Genomic DNA, 15,450 nt, shown 5'->3' with positions numbered 1-15,450 from the left:
ATGGTTAAAGCCGGACAAAAAAATTTTTCCGATACCTTTATACAGATTGACACTGTTCATCACCGGTGAATCCCCCGGAACACTGTCGCACTGCAACCAGGCATCGAGCTAGTGCATTTCTCTGAGAACGTGAGTGACCAGAGAATGTTGCGGCCGATCGGTAAAGTCTCTGTATCCGGAAATATTCTTAACGGCAGTACCCTATTCGTGCGTCAGCCAGCGAATCAGGTTCCCCTTGGTATTGTTTTGCGGGCCTGTTTCATAACCATACAATGCAAACTCCTTTCAGTACAAAAGGTTACCAAAAATATACTGGGCATTATATCCGGAAAGAAAGTCAGGAATGTGTATATCCCAATTTAAGTTATTCAATTTGACAATAATCCACGAAAACCGGCGTATTGCGCGGGAATACAGCCAATTGTGATAGCTGTCATCGTTCAAAATTTGTCCTGACGTTCAAAGTCGTGCGTTTTCCAAACACCCATGGCTCGCTGAATCACATGATTTACTTCGTTATGTGGTTGACAAGTCAACCTACCAGTTTACTCAATGAACATCGGTATGTTTGTAAAGTATACTTTGTTTAACAAATATATATGTTCTTCTCTGTAGAATGAAAAAAATTATTTTCATCAGGATATGCGGACGAGAGAGCGCCTAATGATTATCAACAAAACAGGCATGTCAGATATAAATTTATTTTCAAAATGTTTCGCATTAACAAAACAGCGTCAGAGATTCCAGTATTTACACCTTGCACGTAAATAAATTTAAACACCCTGAATTAATAATGAATACTTATGAAAAATACATCATATCTAAGTTTCTTTAACCAAATTCTATTGGCACGGGGCCCTTTGCATAGCAAATGGAAGAACAAAAAATTTCGACTCATGTATCTTTTACGATCTATGATAAGTCCTGTCTCCAGTGTTCGGTATTATCAAGAATTACATTCCCTTAAATCAATTGATAAGATTCTGGAGATGCAACCTACGTTACCAGCCAAAATTCATCGTCCCTATTTACATAAAGGAGGGCTGGCATGGAATCGAAGGAAAAACATTATTGGTCACTACCGTTTTGTCCAGAGTTTACCAGTGAAACACCAGGCGTTATTATTACCCGACAGAGATGTGCTATTGGTCCATTTTACCGGAAAAAATGGTGAGGATTTTGATATTCACTGTTCTTCAGGCGGTTTTGATCGTGAAGGAGAACTGATGTTATCTCTGAGTTTTAACAACACCCCGGTAGCCCGATTGTCCTTCTCGGTTATCCCGTCAAAAAAAGGACATTGTGCATTTATTGGCGGTCTGCAGGGGGCACCAAAAAATATTGGCCCAGACATTATTCGTGACGCTACTAAAGCCTGCTATGGACTATTCCCTAAGCGGATCGTTTTTGAGGTTCTTTGTTCATTGATGCGTTGCTGTGATATCACTAATATTTTAGCAGTTAGTGAACAGAGCCATGTTTTCAGGCAATGGCGATACCGGTACAAGAAACGTAAATACTTTGTTGCCCTGTACAGTGATTTTTGGGAATCAGTTGCTGGTCGTCCATACGGTAATTGGTATAAGTTGCCAATTTATGTAGAGCGTAAGTCATTTAATGAGCTTGCCAGTAAAAAACGCGCGGAATACCGGAGACGGTATGACCTGTTGGATCATATTAATGAGGAAATCATGATTCTTCTGCAAAATCAGATGTAACATAATGTCGTAACTCAGCTCAGAAACTGGCTGATGAATGCGACATCTCGATAAAAGCGTAGCTATCGTTCCGCGTTGGCGAACCATTACACGAACGTCCGCTGAGTGCTGTGAGCTCAACGGGTCGCTGATCCGCGAGACGCATTCATCACTGGATAAACGCATGAGTCTAAAATAAGGTGTTCTCTATTCCACAGTTCATAAATCAAACTTTTGACATATCTCAAGTCAGGCAAGGTTCCCCCTCGACTTCAGATATCCTGGTTTCTACTCGTTTTCGATGTTCTATTTCATCAGAGCATACTATTTCAATTTCTAAAATTTACTTAACAACACACAAATAACAAAGCCCGGTTTCCCGGGCCTTGAAGACGGAGTACTTATCAGTTGTAAGCGTTGAGCGTCCGCTGACAGAGCGCCGAGCGGACGCAATCGTCTTTATTGAAACGAACGATCCCAACCATATCATCTTCTTCGAAACGGGCCAGCGCATCGCTTAGTCCTGAGCGAACGTGAGCTGGAAGATCGCACTGGGTCACATCCCCATTCACAATCACCGTCACATTCTCCCCGAGGCGGGTCAAAAACATCTTCATTTGCGCAGCAGTGACGTTCTGAGCCTCGTCAAGAATGACCACTGCATTTTCAAATGTACGTCCACGCATATAGGCGAACGGCGCGATTTCCACCTTACCAATCTCAGGTCGCAGGCAATATTGCATGAAGGAGGCTCCCAGCCGTTTCACCAGCACGTCATACACGGGGCGAAAATAGGGAGCGAACTTCTCGGAAACATCTCCAGGTAAGAAGCCGAGGTCTTCATCAGCTTGCAGAACTGGACGGGTTACAATGATCCGGTCCACGTCTTTGTGGATCAGAGCCTCTGCAGCTTTTGCCGCGCTGATCCAGGTTTTACCACACCCGGCTTCACCGGTGGCGAAGATCAGCTGTTTACTCTCGATAGCATTCAGGTAGTGCGCCTGAGCTTCATTTCGCGCCGTGATTGGCGTGGCGTCGCGACTGTCACGCGCCATACCGATCGCTTCTACGCCGCCCATCTGCACAAGCGAGGTGACCGATTCATCTTCACGTTGCTTATGACTACGCGAATCCCGCCTCAGCACACGTTTTGCTTCACGACGAGCTTTGATCACTGCTTTTTGTCTTCCCATGGATAGCACCTTGAGTTGTAGGTATACATCACACGCGCCGTTGGCGGCACGATTATGCGCACGAACATCTGAGGGTTGGCTTCCTTGTAAGCCATTGCTTGCTTTCGGATAAGACGCCACACACGGCTACGCGCACCGTACAGGGCGTCAGTAACAAGGATAAGAAGTGAATGAGAGAGAGATTTAGCGGTGACGAGGTGGCTACCGGAAGAGAAACGTCCGCGTAAGGTACTGCTGTTACTGTGAAAAACGTGTCCAGTACAGGACTTTTCCATTCGCGATCTCCATAGTGAATGACTATCACCGCCGGGAACTACCGCTATTACTTATAATTACATCATAACCTTTCGCTAATGCAACAATATTTTTACTTATTGTTAACTTAAATTCTATCTTATCACCAGAGACAGTCTCTTGCAGAGAGATGACAGAATTATTTCAGTCGCATACCGATCATAAAAAATAATTTGTTCCTTCATCAAGATATCAGGAAAAACCCCGCTGTACTGCGGGGCATAATCATCAGGCTTCGAGCAGAGACTGTCCCAGATAATTGTCTGCAGTTTTAACACCCGGCAAAGCAAAGAAATATCCCCCGCCAATCGGTTTGACATACTCTTCGAGCGCTTCACCATTCAGACGTTTCTGCACCGCCAAAAATCCTTTTTCCAGATCGTGTTGATAGCAAACAAACAACAGCCCCATATCCAGTTGACCGGAATTGGTCACACCGAGCGAATAACTGTAGCCACGACGCATCATCAGGCTCGAGTCGGTCTCTTTCGTGCGCGGGTTTGCCAGGCGGATATGACTATCGAGCGCAATCACCTCACCTTCAGGATCACTGGCATAGTCAGGCACATCATGCTCATGCTGCATACCCAGCGGCGCGCCGGTGTGTTTATCACGACCAAAAATCGTTTGCTGCTCTTTCAGCGGCGTACGATCCCAGAACTCAACGCGGAACTGAATGAGCCTGACGGCCTGATAACTGCCACCTTGCGCCCAGGCAGGTTCGCCCTGCCCATCCGTCACCCACACCACGTCTTGCATCAACTTCGCATCCGTAGCGTCCGGATTCGCGGTACCGTCTTTAAAGCCAAGCAGGTTGACCGGGGTCTCTTTGCCTTTGCTGCGCGCTGCGTGGTCAGAAATAAACCCTTCACGTTTCCAGCGCACGCTGAGGAGATCGGGCGTATGTTTAATGATATCGCGCAACGCGTGGATGACAGTGTCCTGGGTGTTGGCACAAATCTGCAGCAGCAAATCGCCATGGCACAGCGCCGCATCCAGCGAATCATTCGGGAAGCGGGTCATTTTTTGCAGCTTTTTCGGCATCTGCGGTTTCAGGCCATAACGTTCATCGAACAACGATGAACCAACCGACAACGTCATCGTCAGGTTGTCTGGCGCAATGTAAGCGCCGAGGATACCTGAATCCATAGGAGGGAGACGCGGATTGGGCGTATCCGGTGCCGGTCCACCGGTGGTCAGAAACGCAAATCGGCTAGTCAACAACCGGAATAAACGCTCAAGATCGGCCTTATCGCTGGCGAGAACATCGAATGCCACCAGCATCATTGATGCCTGCTGCGGCGTCAGGATCCCCGCCTGATGCTGACCATAAAACGGCTGCGTTTCACTACGCGCATCCGGAGACAGCGTTCCCGGCGCGCTTTGCGGTTTTTGCGCGTGGGCAACCGGACACCCACCCGCCAGCGCCAGCGCCCCACCCAGGGCGCCCATCCCTTTCAGTAAACGTCGGCGTGACGGTTCGCTCACGCCGTTTTCATTATCTTGCTGCATAGTGCTTAATCCAGCCCCAGAACACCGCGTAATTGCGACAAGTCTTCCGCCAGCGTCGTGATTGGCCCTTTCAGCGCATTACGATCGGCATCAGTCAGTTTGTCATAGGTTTCAAAACCGTCTTTGGTACGGTACTTGCTCAGAATGGTATCGACCTTTTTGAAGTTCGCATCCACCTTCGCCAGCAGCTCAGCATTGGATTTTTGCAACTGAGGACGCAGGAGATCGACAATTTTCTGCGCGCCATCGACGTTGGCCTGGAAATCCCACAGATCGGTATGGCTGTAGCGATCTTCTTCCCCACTGATTTTGCTGGCAGCAACTTCTTCAATCAGTCCTGCTGCCCCGCCAACAACTTTAGACGGTGGGAAAGCCAGCTCGCTAATACGCGTTTGCAGGTCAAGAACATCGCTATTTAATTGGTCGGCGTATTTATCCATACCTTTGGTGGTATTGTCGCCAAACAGCGCTTTCTCCAGACGGTGGAAGCCGGTGAATTTAGGATCGGCGGCTTTTTGCTCATAATCATCTTCACGCGCATCGATGCTGCCGTCGAGATCGGAGAACAGTTCAGCAATCGGTTCAATACGCTCATAATGCTGACGGGTTGGCGCATACAGCGATTTCGCTTTTTCCAGATCGCCTGCTTTAATCGCATCAGTGAAGGCTTTAGTGCCCGCAACCAACTGCGCGGTTTCAGCTGTCACATAAGCTTTATATTCGGTAATCGCGCCGCTCAGACTCAGCAGAGCATCGCTCTGTGCGGCATCCGCCGTTGCGCTGCCTTTTACGATCAGTTTGCCTTTCGGGTTAGTCAACAGACCGCAGGTCATATCATATTCGCCAGGCTGCAGGTTAGCGGTCATTTTCTGGCTAAAGCCTGGTGCAATGTTTTCGCGCTCTTCAACCACCATAACGCCTTTAAGAATTTCCCACTCCAGCGCTTTCTGGCTGTGGTTCTGGATGATGAACTGCGTTTTCCCGGCGTTAACCGTGATCGTCATCGGTTCACACTGTTTGTCGTTAACCGTGACTTTCACCTGCGGAATATCGGCGGCTTGTGCAGAAAAAGCGGATGCAAACAGCGCGGCAATACCCAACTGCAGCGCACTACGGCGAAAATTAAACGTCATAACCTATCCCTATAAATAAGTATGTTGTAACTAAAAAGTATTCTGCATCGCGTTTTTATCAAGGTGCGGTACGCGATGCCGTAGTGCCTGAACGCGGCGGTAGTGCAAACATAATCAACGCCGGAATCAGGTAGATAAACCAGACAGCGACTTCACTAACGCTTGGCGCTTCCTGATAGCCGAAAATGCCTTCCATCAATGTGCCAAACAGCGAATGCGTCGACAGCACACTGCTCAGGTCAAACGCCACATCCTGAAAATGATTCCACAACCCGGCTTCGTGGAAAGCGCGGATCGCCCCAGCGGCAAGACCGGCTGCTACCAGCAAAATGAACAGGCTGGTCCATTTAAAGAATGCCCCGAGGTTGAGGCGAATGCCGCCGAGGTAAATCAGGTATCCCAGTACCACTGCGGTAGCCAGTCCCAGCATCGCGCCTAACGGCGGCCAGATGCCTACATCCTGCTGGAATGCCGCCAGCAGGAAGAACACCGATTCCAGCCCTTCTCGCGCAACAGCAAAAAAGACCATCATCACCAGCGCCCAACCGTGATGATTACCGCGTTGCAACGCGTTATCGACAGCCTGTTCAAGCTGGACTTTGACGTTGCGGGAAACTTTACGCATCCAGAACACCATCCAGGTGAGGATCACCACGGCAATGACCGCCACGATGCCTTCAAACAGCTCCTGTTCTTTTTGCGGAAATTCACCGGTGGTTTCGTTGATGAAAATCCCTAACGCCAGGCATAACGCCGCCGCCAGCAGAACACCAATCCACATCACACCAATCCATCGACCACGCTGAGTCCGTTTCAGGTAGCTGGCAATCAGGCTGACAATCAGCGCGGCCTCTAACCCTTCGCGCAACATAATTAGAAATGGAACAAACATGCGAAGAACCCTTAAACGTTATTCTCGGTCAATTGATGAAAAGAAAAGTAAATTACAGTGATAGTGATTATCATTACAGCAAAGAAAAACTCAAGCAGAATGTTTTGAGAATGATGACTTAATGTAAACAGTTAGGCGGGTAATGGTTATGCAGGTTTGCGGGGGCGCAATAAAAAGCCCGCGCACGGCGGGCTTCAGGGACAGGTGATAAATTATTCTGCCTGTAAACGCGATGGCGGAGCTGAGTGATAATGCGCGTCAGCCTCGGCAAAACGTTGCTGAATAGCAGTTGAAGGTGCTTTACCCAACAGGCTGAAGACCACAATACCGATGCTGCCGAAAACAAAGCCCGGGATAATTTCATACAGACCCAGCCAGGCGAACTGCTTCCAGACGATTACCGTCACCGCACCGATGATCATCCCTGCCAGCGCGCCGTTGCGGGTCATACGCGACCACATTACGGAGAACAGGACTACCGGACCAAACGCCGCGCCGAAGCCGGCCCAGGCATAGCTTACCAGACCAAGTACGCGGTTCTCCGGATTCGCCGCCAGCGCGATGGACACCAACGCCACGACCAGCACCATGATGCGGCCAATCCATACCAGCTCTTTCTGGCTGGCATTTTTACGCAGGAACGCTTTGTACAAATCTTCGGTGATTGCGCTGGAGCACACCAGCAACTGGCAGCTCAGAGTCGACATAACCGCAGCGAGGATCGCAGACAGCAGAATACCGGCAATCCATGGGTTAAACAGTATTTGCGCCAGTTCAATAAACACACGCTCGGCGTTCTGGTTAACGGCACCGGCAAGCTGTGGGTTGTTGTTAAAGTAAGCAATACCAAAGAAGCCTACGGCCACGGCACCCGCCAGACACAGGATCATCCAGGTCATGCTGATACGGCGAGCATGAACGATGCTATGGTGGGAATCTGCCGCCATAAAGCGCGCCAGAATATGCGGCTGGCCAAAGTAACCCAGACCCCAGCCCATCAGGGAAATGATGGCAACAAAATTCAACCCTTTGAACATGTCCACGTTCTCAATGCTCTTTTGTTTAATCACTTCCAGCGAATCTTCAAATCCACCTACGCCAATAATGACCATTACCGGCGTCAGGATGAGAGCAAAGATCATCAGGCTGGCCTGGACGGTATCCGTCCAGCTTACCGCCAGAAAACCACCAATAAAGGTATAAATGATCGTCGCGGCCGCGCCCGCCCACAGCGCTGTTTCGTAGCTCATGCCAAAGGTGCTTTCAAACAGACGCGCCCCTGCCACAATCCCTGAAGCACAATAGATGGTGAAAAACAGCAGAATAACCAACGCGGAGATAATACGCAGAATTCGGCTTTTATCTTCAAAGCGACCGGTAAAGTAATCCGGTAACGTCAGCGCATTGTTATTGTATTCGGTGTGTACGCGTAAACGTCCGGCCACCAGCTTCCAGTTGATCCAGGCGCCCAAAATAAGGCCGATGGCGATCCAGCTTTCTGAAATGCCCGACAGGAAAATTGCGCCAGGCAGACCCATCAGCAACCAGCCGCTCATGTCAGACGCCCCAGCGGATAACGCGGTCACGAACGGACCCAGACTGCGTCCCCCCAGAATGTAATCGTCAAAGTTTTTGGTTGAACGCCATGCAATAAACCCTATCAATATCATGCCGAAAATATAGACACAGAATGTCACTAACATCGGTGTGCTAATAGCCATCAAAACTCTCCAAAATTATGTATCAGCAATGCCGTGGCTTGCCGTTTTATTACCCTGCCGGAACGTGGCAAAGATATCTATGTTGACCAGGGCGACCGTATCCTGCCGGAAGCGATGGTTATTCACAATCGATTTAACACACCATTTACATCAAATTTGATCCAGAGTAGATAGCATTTTTCTGTAGGTTGCACTCTCTCACATTTTTTTCGGTTGCACCTTTTAAAAGTGTTAACTACCGCAGAGAAAAAGATTCTGTAATTTTTACAGCCCACATCATAAGACTCATATTTATTAACATCTCATTCATTTCCAAGCTTGCAAACCAAGTCACATTTAACACGGTTGCACAAAGTTGCAACATAGTGGATATTTCTCGGTAACTATCAGACCCGTATTTCAGTACAACAGGAGTAAACGGCATGGGAACCACCACGATGGGGGTTAAGCTGGATGACGCCACTCGCGAGCGTATTAAAACAGCAGCATCACGAATCGATCGCACGCCACATTGGCTGATCAAACAAGCCATCTTTAATTATCTCGAAAGACTGGAAAATGACGACGCGCTTCCTGAACTACCGGCCCTGCTGGCGGGTGCCGCGAATGAGGGTGAGGAGTCAACCACGCCGCAGAATGAAGCGCATCAGCCTTTCCTGGAATTTGCCGAACAGATCCTGCCGCAGTCAGTTTCCCGCGCAGCAATCACCGCCGCGTACCGCCGCGCCGAAACCGACGCAGTGCCGATGCTGATGGAGCAGGCTCGTCTGCCGCAACCCATCGCAGAGCAAGCGCACAAGCTGGCGTACAGCCTGGCCGACAAACTGCGTAACCAGAAGACCGCCAGCGGCCGCGCCGGGATGGTACAAGGTTTATTGCAGGAATTCTCCCTTTCTTCACAGGAAGGCGTCGCGCTGATGTGTCTGGCGGAAGCCTTGCTGCGTATTCCTGATAAGGCAACCCGCGATGCGTTAATCCGCGACAAAATCAGCAACGGCAACTGGCAGTCGCACATTGGACGCAGTCCGTCACTTTTCGTCAACGCGGCGACCTGGGGACTGTTGTTTACCGGTCGTCTGGTTTCTACGCATAATGAAGCCAGCCTTTCACGCTCACTCAACCGTATTATCGGCAAGAGCGGTGAACCACTGGTGCGTAAAGGCGTCGACATGGCAATGCGCTTGATGGGCGAGCAGTTCGTCACCGGAGAGACTATCGCCGAAGCGCTGGCTAACGCGCGTAAACTGGAAGAAAAAGGTTTCCGCTACTCTTATGACATGCTGGGTGAAGCGGCTCTAACCGCCGCTGATGCCCAGGCTTATATGGTTTCGTACCAACAGGCAATCCACGCCATTGGTAAAGCCTCAAATGGTCGCGGCATCTATGAAGGGCCGGGCATTTCTATCAAGCTGTCGGCGTTGCATCCGCGTTATAGCCGCGCGCAGTATGACCGCGTGATGGATGAACTCTATCCGCGTCTGAAGTCGCTTACTCTGCTGGCCCGCCAGTACGACATCGGTATCAATATCGATGCTGAAGAGGCAGACCGACTGGAGATCTCCCTCGATCTGCTGGAAAAACTGTGTTTTGAACCTGAACTGGCGGGCTGGAACGGTATCGGCTTTGTTATTCAAGCCTACCAGAAGCGCTGCCCGTATGTTATCGACTACCTGATTGACCTCGCCACGCGCAGCCGCCGTCGCCTGATGATCCGCCTGGTTAAGGGCGCCTACTGGGATAGCGAAATCAAACGTGCGCAAATGGACGGTCTGGAAGGTTATCCGGTCTATACCCGTAAGGTGTACACCGACGTTTCCTATCTGGCCTGTGCGAAAAAACTGCTTGCGGTACCGAATCTGATCTACCCGCAGTTCGCCACCCACAACGCCCATACGTTGGCGGCGATTTATCAGTTAGCCGGTCAAAACTACTATCCGGGTCAGTACGAGTTCCAGTGCCTGCACGGTATGGGCGAACCGCTATATGAGCAGGTCACCGGTAAAGTTGCCGATGGCAAACTGAACCGTCCATGCCGCATTTATGCACCGGTAGGCACGCATGAAACGCTGCTTGCGTATCTGGTGCGTCGTCTGCTGGAAAACGGCGCCAACACTTCATTCGTCAACCGCATTGCAGACACTACCCTGCCGCTGGATGAACTGGTAGCCTGCCCGGTCGAAGCCGTTGAAAAACTGGCGCAGCAGGAAGGCCAGGCTGGTCTGCCACATCCGAAGATTGCCCTGCCGCGTGACCTGTACGGTAAAGGCCGCGAAAACTCAGGCGGGCTGGATTTAGCTAACGAACATCGTCTGGCCTCACTGTCCTCCGCCCTGCTCAACAGCGCGCTGCAAAAATGGCACGCTAAGCCAATACTCGAACATCCGGTTGCTGACGGTGAAATGACGCCAGTCCTCAACCCGGCCGAACCGAAAGACATTGTCGGTTACGTGCGAGAAGCGACTCACAGCGAAGTGGAACAGGCATTGCAGAACGCAGTAAATAACGCGCCGATCTGGTTCGCCACACCGCCACAAGAGCGCGCCGCTATTTTGCATCGCGCCGCCGTTCTAATGGAAGGCCAGATGCAGCAATTGATTGGCATTCTGGTGCGCGAAGCAGGTAAAACCTTCAGTAACGCCATTGCGGAAGTGCGCGAAGCGGTAGATTTCCTGCACTATTATGCCGGTCAGGTCCGCGATGACTTCGATAATGAAACCCATCGTCCGTTAGGGCCGGTAGTCTGTATCAGCCCCTGGAACTTCCCGCTGGCTATTTTCTCAGGGCAGATTGCCGCCGCGCTGGCGGCGGGCAACAGCGTGCTGGCAAAACCCGCGGAACAAACCCCGCTGATTGCCGCCCAGGGTATTGCCATTTTACTCGAAGCAGGTGTACCGCCAGGCGTGGTGCAACTGTTGCCTGGTCAGGGCGAAACGGTCGGGGCGCAGCTCACTTCCGATGAGCGCGTACGCGGCGTCATGTTTACTGGCTCAACGGAAGTTGCCACGCTGTTGCAACGCAATATCGCGACCCGCCTGGATGCTCAGGGACGTCCAATCCCGCTTATCGCCGAAACCGGCGGGATGAACGCCATGATCGTCGACTCCTCCGCGCTGACGGAACAGGTGGTGGTCGACGTCCTGGCTTCTGCCTTTGACAGCGCCGGGCAGCGCTGCTCTGCGCTTCGCGTCCTGTGTCTGCAGGACGATGTAGCCGACCATACGCTGAAAATGCTGCGCGGCGCGATGGCGGAATGCCGCATGGGTAACCCGGGCCGCCTGACCACCGATATTGGACCGGTTATCGATGAAGAAGCCAAAGCCAATATTGAGCGCCATATTCAGGCCATGCGCGCCAAAGGGCGTCCGGTGTTCCAGGCCGTGCGCGAAAATAGCGACGATGCGCGGGAATGGCAAACCGGTACCTTTATCGCCCCGACGCTTATTGAGCTGGAAAGCTTCGATGAATTACAAAAAGAGGTGTTTGGTCCGGTACTGCACGTCGTGCGTTACACCCGTAATAATCTGGGCAGCCTGATTGAGCAAATTAATGCCTCCGGCTACGGTCTGACGCTGGGCGTACACACCCGTATCGATGAAACCATCGCCCAGGTCACGGGCTCAGCACATGTGGGGAACCTGTATGTTAACCGCAATATGGTCGGCGCCGTCGTCGGCGTGCAGCCATTCGGTGGTGAAGGCTTGTCAGGAACCGGGCCAAAAGCGGGTGGGCCGCTGTATCTGTACCGCCTGCTGGCAAACCGTCCGGAAAATGCGTTAGGCATTACCCTTGCCCGCCAGGATGCAGACTACCCGGTCGATGCGCAGCTTAAAGCCGCACTCGTTCAACCGCTGGAAGCGCTCAGCGAATGGGCAACCGACCGTCCAGCACTGCGTGCGCTCTGCCAGCAGTTTGGCGAACTGGCGCAGGCCGGAACGCAACGCCTGCTGCCAGGACCCACCGGCGAGCGCAATACCTGGACGCTGTTGCCGCGTGAACGCGTTCTATGTATCGCCGATGATGAACAGGACGCACTGGTACAGGTTGCCGCTGTAACTTCCGTTGGTAGCTTAATCCTGTGGCCAGATGATACGTTCCATCGCGACCTGGCAAAACGCCTGCCAGCCGCGGTCTCCGGGCGCATTCAGTTTGCCAAAGCGGACAACATCGCCACGCAGCCGTTTGATGCCGTTATTTTCCACGGCGATTCCGATCAGCTTCGCGCACTGTGTGAAGCAGTGGCGGCCCGCGAAGGGGCGATTGTGTCGGTCCAGGGCTTTGCCCGTGGCGAGAGCAATATTCTGCTGGAGAGGCTGTACATTGAACGCTCCCTGAGCGTCAATACCGCCGCAGCTGGCGGGAACGCCAGCCTGATGACAATCGGCTAAGGTTGTGGTTAATTAAGGCTCCGGTAACGGGGCCTTTTTTTATGAAGCCAGAGGGAAGCATGAAACGAATCGTACTGACATGTGTAGCGCTGCTGCTGAGCGGCCAGGCGCTGGCGGATGACTGCGCCAACGCGAACACGCAGATTGAGATGAACACCTGTGCGGCTGAGCAGTATAAGGCGGCCGACGCCAAACTTAATGAAACTTATCAGAATGCGCTGAAGCGCGCCGCTCCAACCCAGCGCGATTTACTGAAAAAAGCGCAAATATCCTGGATAACTTTGCGCGATGCGGACTGTGCATTACTCAGTTCTGGCACCGAAGGCGGTAGCGTTCAGGCGATGATTACCAGCCAGTGCCTGACGGATAAGACCAACGAGCGCGAAGCGTTTCTCGCCTCGCTCTTGCAGTGTGAAGAAGGCGATTTAAGCTGCCCTTTACCACCGGCCAGTTAACGCACGCGGATCCCTTCAATAATCATCCGCTGTACGCTCTCGACCGTTTGGTTAAAAAAGGCTTCATCACGCAGCGTTGCGCCTGTCACCGCCTCTACCTGTGGGGCAAAGTCGGCGTAGTGCTGAGTTGAAGCCCAAATCATAAAAATCAGATGATGCGGATCGACCGGAGCCAGTTTTCCGCTTTTGATCCAACCGGCAATCAGCGCGGATTTCTCATCAATTAGCGTTTTGAGATCCCCCTCCAATTCTGCCATCAATAAAGGCGCTCCGGCCAGCATCTCCATACAAAACAGCCGTGATGCCTGAGGGTAATCGCGCGACACTTCCAGCTTAAGGCGAATGTATTCTTTGATGGCCACCAGCGGCGCAAAGTCTTCGCGAAAAGCTTTCAATGGAGCCAGCCAGATGTCGAGGATCTGCCGTAAAACGGCAATATAAAGCACCTCTTTTGACGGGTAGTAATAAAGTAAATTGGTTTTTGACACGCCAGCCTGTTCTGCCACCTGTTCCAGGCGCGTGCCGTGGATCCCATATTGGGAGAAGATATTTAATGCCGCGGTTAATATGGCCTGGCGTTTTGCACTGACGGCCTGCGAACGCTTACCTGTTTTTTTCTCTGCGCGTTGGACCATGCGCCCTCTCCTTCTTGTGAGGGCGTCAGCATACCAAATCACGCGGTGAATGGTTAAATTAAAGCGATTCCGGAGGCGCCTCTTGCGGCTGCGCTTTTTTCTTTTTGAACTTTAGCTCGCTGACCAGCACGCCAACAATAATGAATGCCGCACCAAGCAATGCAAGTAGCGGTAAGCGTTCACCCGCCAGACGGCCAAAGATCCCCGCCCACACCGGCTCACCGGTATAAATAACCGTCGCGCGCGTCGGCGAAACGCTACGCTGCGCCCAGTTCATGGTGACCTGAATAATCGCGCTGAAAATCCCCAGCCCCAGCGCCACCACCAGCAATCCGGTAGACATTGGCGGTACGGTCTCTCCGGCTGGTCCCATCGCAATAAACGCCACTATCGAAGCCGTTGCCAGTTGCACTACCGTTACCCGCCGTACATCCACTTTTCCCGCCCACGCGCTAATCAGGATAATTTCTGCCGCAATCGCCACCGCACCGGCGAGCGTGATCCACTCACCTTCGCCTAAAGCCAGTAAATTGCCTCCCGGTCCGGCGAGAAAAATCAATCCGATAAAGGCCAGTACAATACCGACGCACGGCATCAGTCCAGGCATGCGCCCCAGACACAGCCATTGTAAAAGCGGTACCAACGGAACGTACATCGCGGTAATAAACGCCGATTTACTGCTGGGAATAAACTGTAGCCCCCAGGTTTGCAGGCTATAACCCAGCGCAATGGCGATACCGATTGCAACCCCTGCTTTGACTTCCAGCCATGTCAGCTTATGCAGTGTGTGTAACGACAAAATCGCGACCGCCAGCGCGGCAGTGGCAAAACGCACACCGACAAAGAAAAAAGGCCCGCTCAGGGTAACGGCATATTGCACCGCCAGAAACGTGCCACCCCAGAACATGGTGATCACAATGAGGATCGCTTCCTGAGGTTTAACAGAAAAGGAATAACGAGAGAGTAATGACATGAGACACCCGATTAACTGAATGTCATTAGTCTGCGTTGCGTTTTGTTACAGTTCAACCTTGCAGACAAAAAAAACCGCCGGAAGGATCCGGCGGCGGTGGCTACGTAACGTCTGTCTCTGACGCTCATCCGTCACGACATATCTGACAGATAGCCCGACAATTACGATTTGTTGTTGCCGTGGCTATTTTTGCCCCCTTTTTTGCCTGCCTCTGAAGCGCGTTGCGGGTCATTCTTAAAGTTGCCCCCGCTGTGCTGGCCACCTTTTCGACCTGCTTCTGATGCTCTTTCGCGGTCTTCCGCAAAGTTGCCGGAACCGCCCCGATGGTTTGCCATTACTGACCTCCGTCATTGATTAGACATCATATTGCATAGGTACTGAGGAGTGATACCTCACGCAGCGTTACGGGCAAGGCCCTGAAAATAACTGCGTGGGATTAAGCATAGTGAAGCGTGGACTGGGCAGACGCTAACTGTAATATCCTGCAACAGGATCAGGAGTGCCAAACAAATAATCACCCTAAGAAATCAATAAGTCTTTCTTATGACTACCGAATTCAA

General features: G+C 51.7%; 12 protein-coding genes. 3 read left to right on the top strand and 9 right to left on the bottom strand.

The genetic code is table 11. The features are described 5' to 3' along the window. Window positions 1-803: 803 nt before the first annotated feature. Window positions 804-1,718 (top strand): VirK/YbjX family protein, encoded by a 915-nt coding sequence (locus OGV89_RS20480; RefSeq protein WP_087879504.1) that lies wholly within the window; start codon window positions 804-806, stop codon window positions 1,716-1,718. 383 nt (window positions 1,719-2,101) lie between these two features. Here OGV89_RS20480 and phoH read toward each other — a convergent pair whose 3' ends face one another. From phoH to putP, 6 genes are all read right to left on the bottom strand, one after another. Further along, window positions 2,102-2,890 carry a phosphate starvation-inducible protein PhoH gene (gene phoH / locus OGV89_RS20475; protein ID WP_003036052.1) on the bottom strand — a complete coding sequence of 263 codons (789 nt, stop codon included), beginning with the start codon at window positions 2,888-2,890 and terminating at the stop codon, window positions 2,102-2,104. Then, window positions 2,869-3,165 carry a hypothetical protein gene (locus OGV89_RS20470; protein WP_008320287.1) on the bottom strand — a complete coding sequence of 99 codons (297 nt, stop codon included), beginning with the start codon at window positions 3,163-3,165 and terminating at the stop codon, window positions 2,869-2,871. Before OGV89_RS20470 ends, phoH begins: the two co-directional genes overlap by 22 nt. Window positions 3,166-3,412: 247 nt before the next feature. Further along, window positions 3,413-4,696 carry an iron uptake transporter deferrochelatase/peroxidase subunit gene (gene efeB / locus OGV89_RS20465; RefSeq protein ID WP_003846839.1) on the bottom strand — a complete coding sequence of 428 codons (1,284 nt, stop codon included), beginning with the start codon at window positions 4,694-4,696 and terminating at the stop codon, window positions 3,413-3,415. 5 nt (window positions 4,697-4,701) lie between these two features. Next, complete coding sequence (gene efeO, locus OGV89_RS20460) at window positions 4,702-5,829, bottom strand: iron uptake system protein EfeO (protein ID WP_003846842.1); 1,128 nt, start codon at window positions 5,827-5,829, stop codon at window positions 4,702-4,704. A 58-nt stretch (window positions 5,830-5,887) separates the two neighbouring features. Beyond that, the gene (gene efeU, locus OGV89_RS20455) at window positions 5,888-6,721 is read right to left on the bottom strand and encodes an iron uptake transporter permease EfeU (protein WP_003036041.1); all 834 of its coding nucleotides are present in this window, start codon (window positions 6,719-6,721) and stop codon (window positions 5,888-5,890) included. 212 nt (window positions 6,722-6,933) lie between these two features. After that, on the bottom strand, window positions 6,934-8,442 hold the full coding sequence (gene putP / locus OGV89_RS20450; protein WP_200002945.1) for a sodium/proline symporter PutP: 1,509 nt from the start codon (window positions 8,440-8,442) through the stop codon (window positions 6,934-6,936). 422 nt (window positions 8,443-8,864) lie between these two features. Between putP and putA the strand changes: the two genes are divergently transcribed. Continuing rightward, window positions 8,865-12,827 carry a trifunctional transcriptional regulator/proline dehydrogenase/L-glutamate gamma-semialdehyde dehydrogenase gene (gene putA / locus OGV89_RS20445; protein ID WP_286559226.1) on the top strand — a complete coding sequence of 1,321 codons (3,963 nt, stop codon included), beginning with the start codon at window positions 8,865-8,867 and terminating at the stop codon, window positions 12,825-12,827. Between the two features lie 59 nt (window positions 12,828-12,886). Further along, the gene (locus OGV89_RS20440; protein WP_048219137.1) at window positions 12,887-13,282 is read left to right on the top strand and encodes a lysozyme inhibitor LprI family protein; all 396 of its coding nucleotides are present in this window, start codon (window positions 12,887-12,889) and stop codon (window positions 13,280-13,282) included. Here the strand turns inward: OGV89_RS20440 and rutR are convergent. The 3 genes from rutR to OGV89_RS20425 all read right to left on the bottom strand — a co-directional run bounded on the left by rutR (window position 13,279) and on the right by OGV89_RS20425 (window position 15,225). Further along, entirely contained in the window at window positions 13,279-13,917 is a 639-nt protein-coding gene (rutR, locus tag OGV89_RS20435; RefSeq protein WP_003036026.1) for an HTH-type transcriptional regulator RutR, read from the bottom strand. The two genes, OGV89_RS20440 and rutR, sit on opposite strands and share 4 nt — an antisense overlap. Window positions 13,918-13,975: 58 nt before the next feature. Next, on the bottom strand, window positions 13,976-14,890 hold the full coding sequence (locus OGV89_RS20430; protein ID WP_003036024.1) for a DMT family transporter: 915 nt from the start codon (window positions 14,888-14,890) through the stop codon (window positions 13,976-13,978). Window positions 14,891-15,051: 161 nt separating this feature from the next. Then, the gene (locus tag OGV89_RS20425; RefSeq protein ID WP_003036022.1) at window positions 15,052-15,225 is read right to left on the bottom strand and encodes a con-10 family general stress protein; all 174 of its coding nucleotides are present in this window, start codon (window positions 15,223-15,225) and stop codon (window positions 15,052-15,054) included. Window positions 15,226-15,450 lie beyond the last annotated feature (225 nt).

Origin of the sequence: Citrobacter sp. Cf125, assembly GCF_030333935.1 — a bacterium.
GTDB lineage: Bacteria > Pseudomonadota > Gammaproteobacteria > Enterobacterales > Enterobacteriaceae > Citrobacter > Citrobacter freundii.
This window is presented reverse-complemented; position numbering and strand designations above follow the sequence as displayed.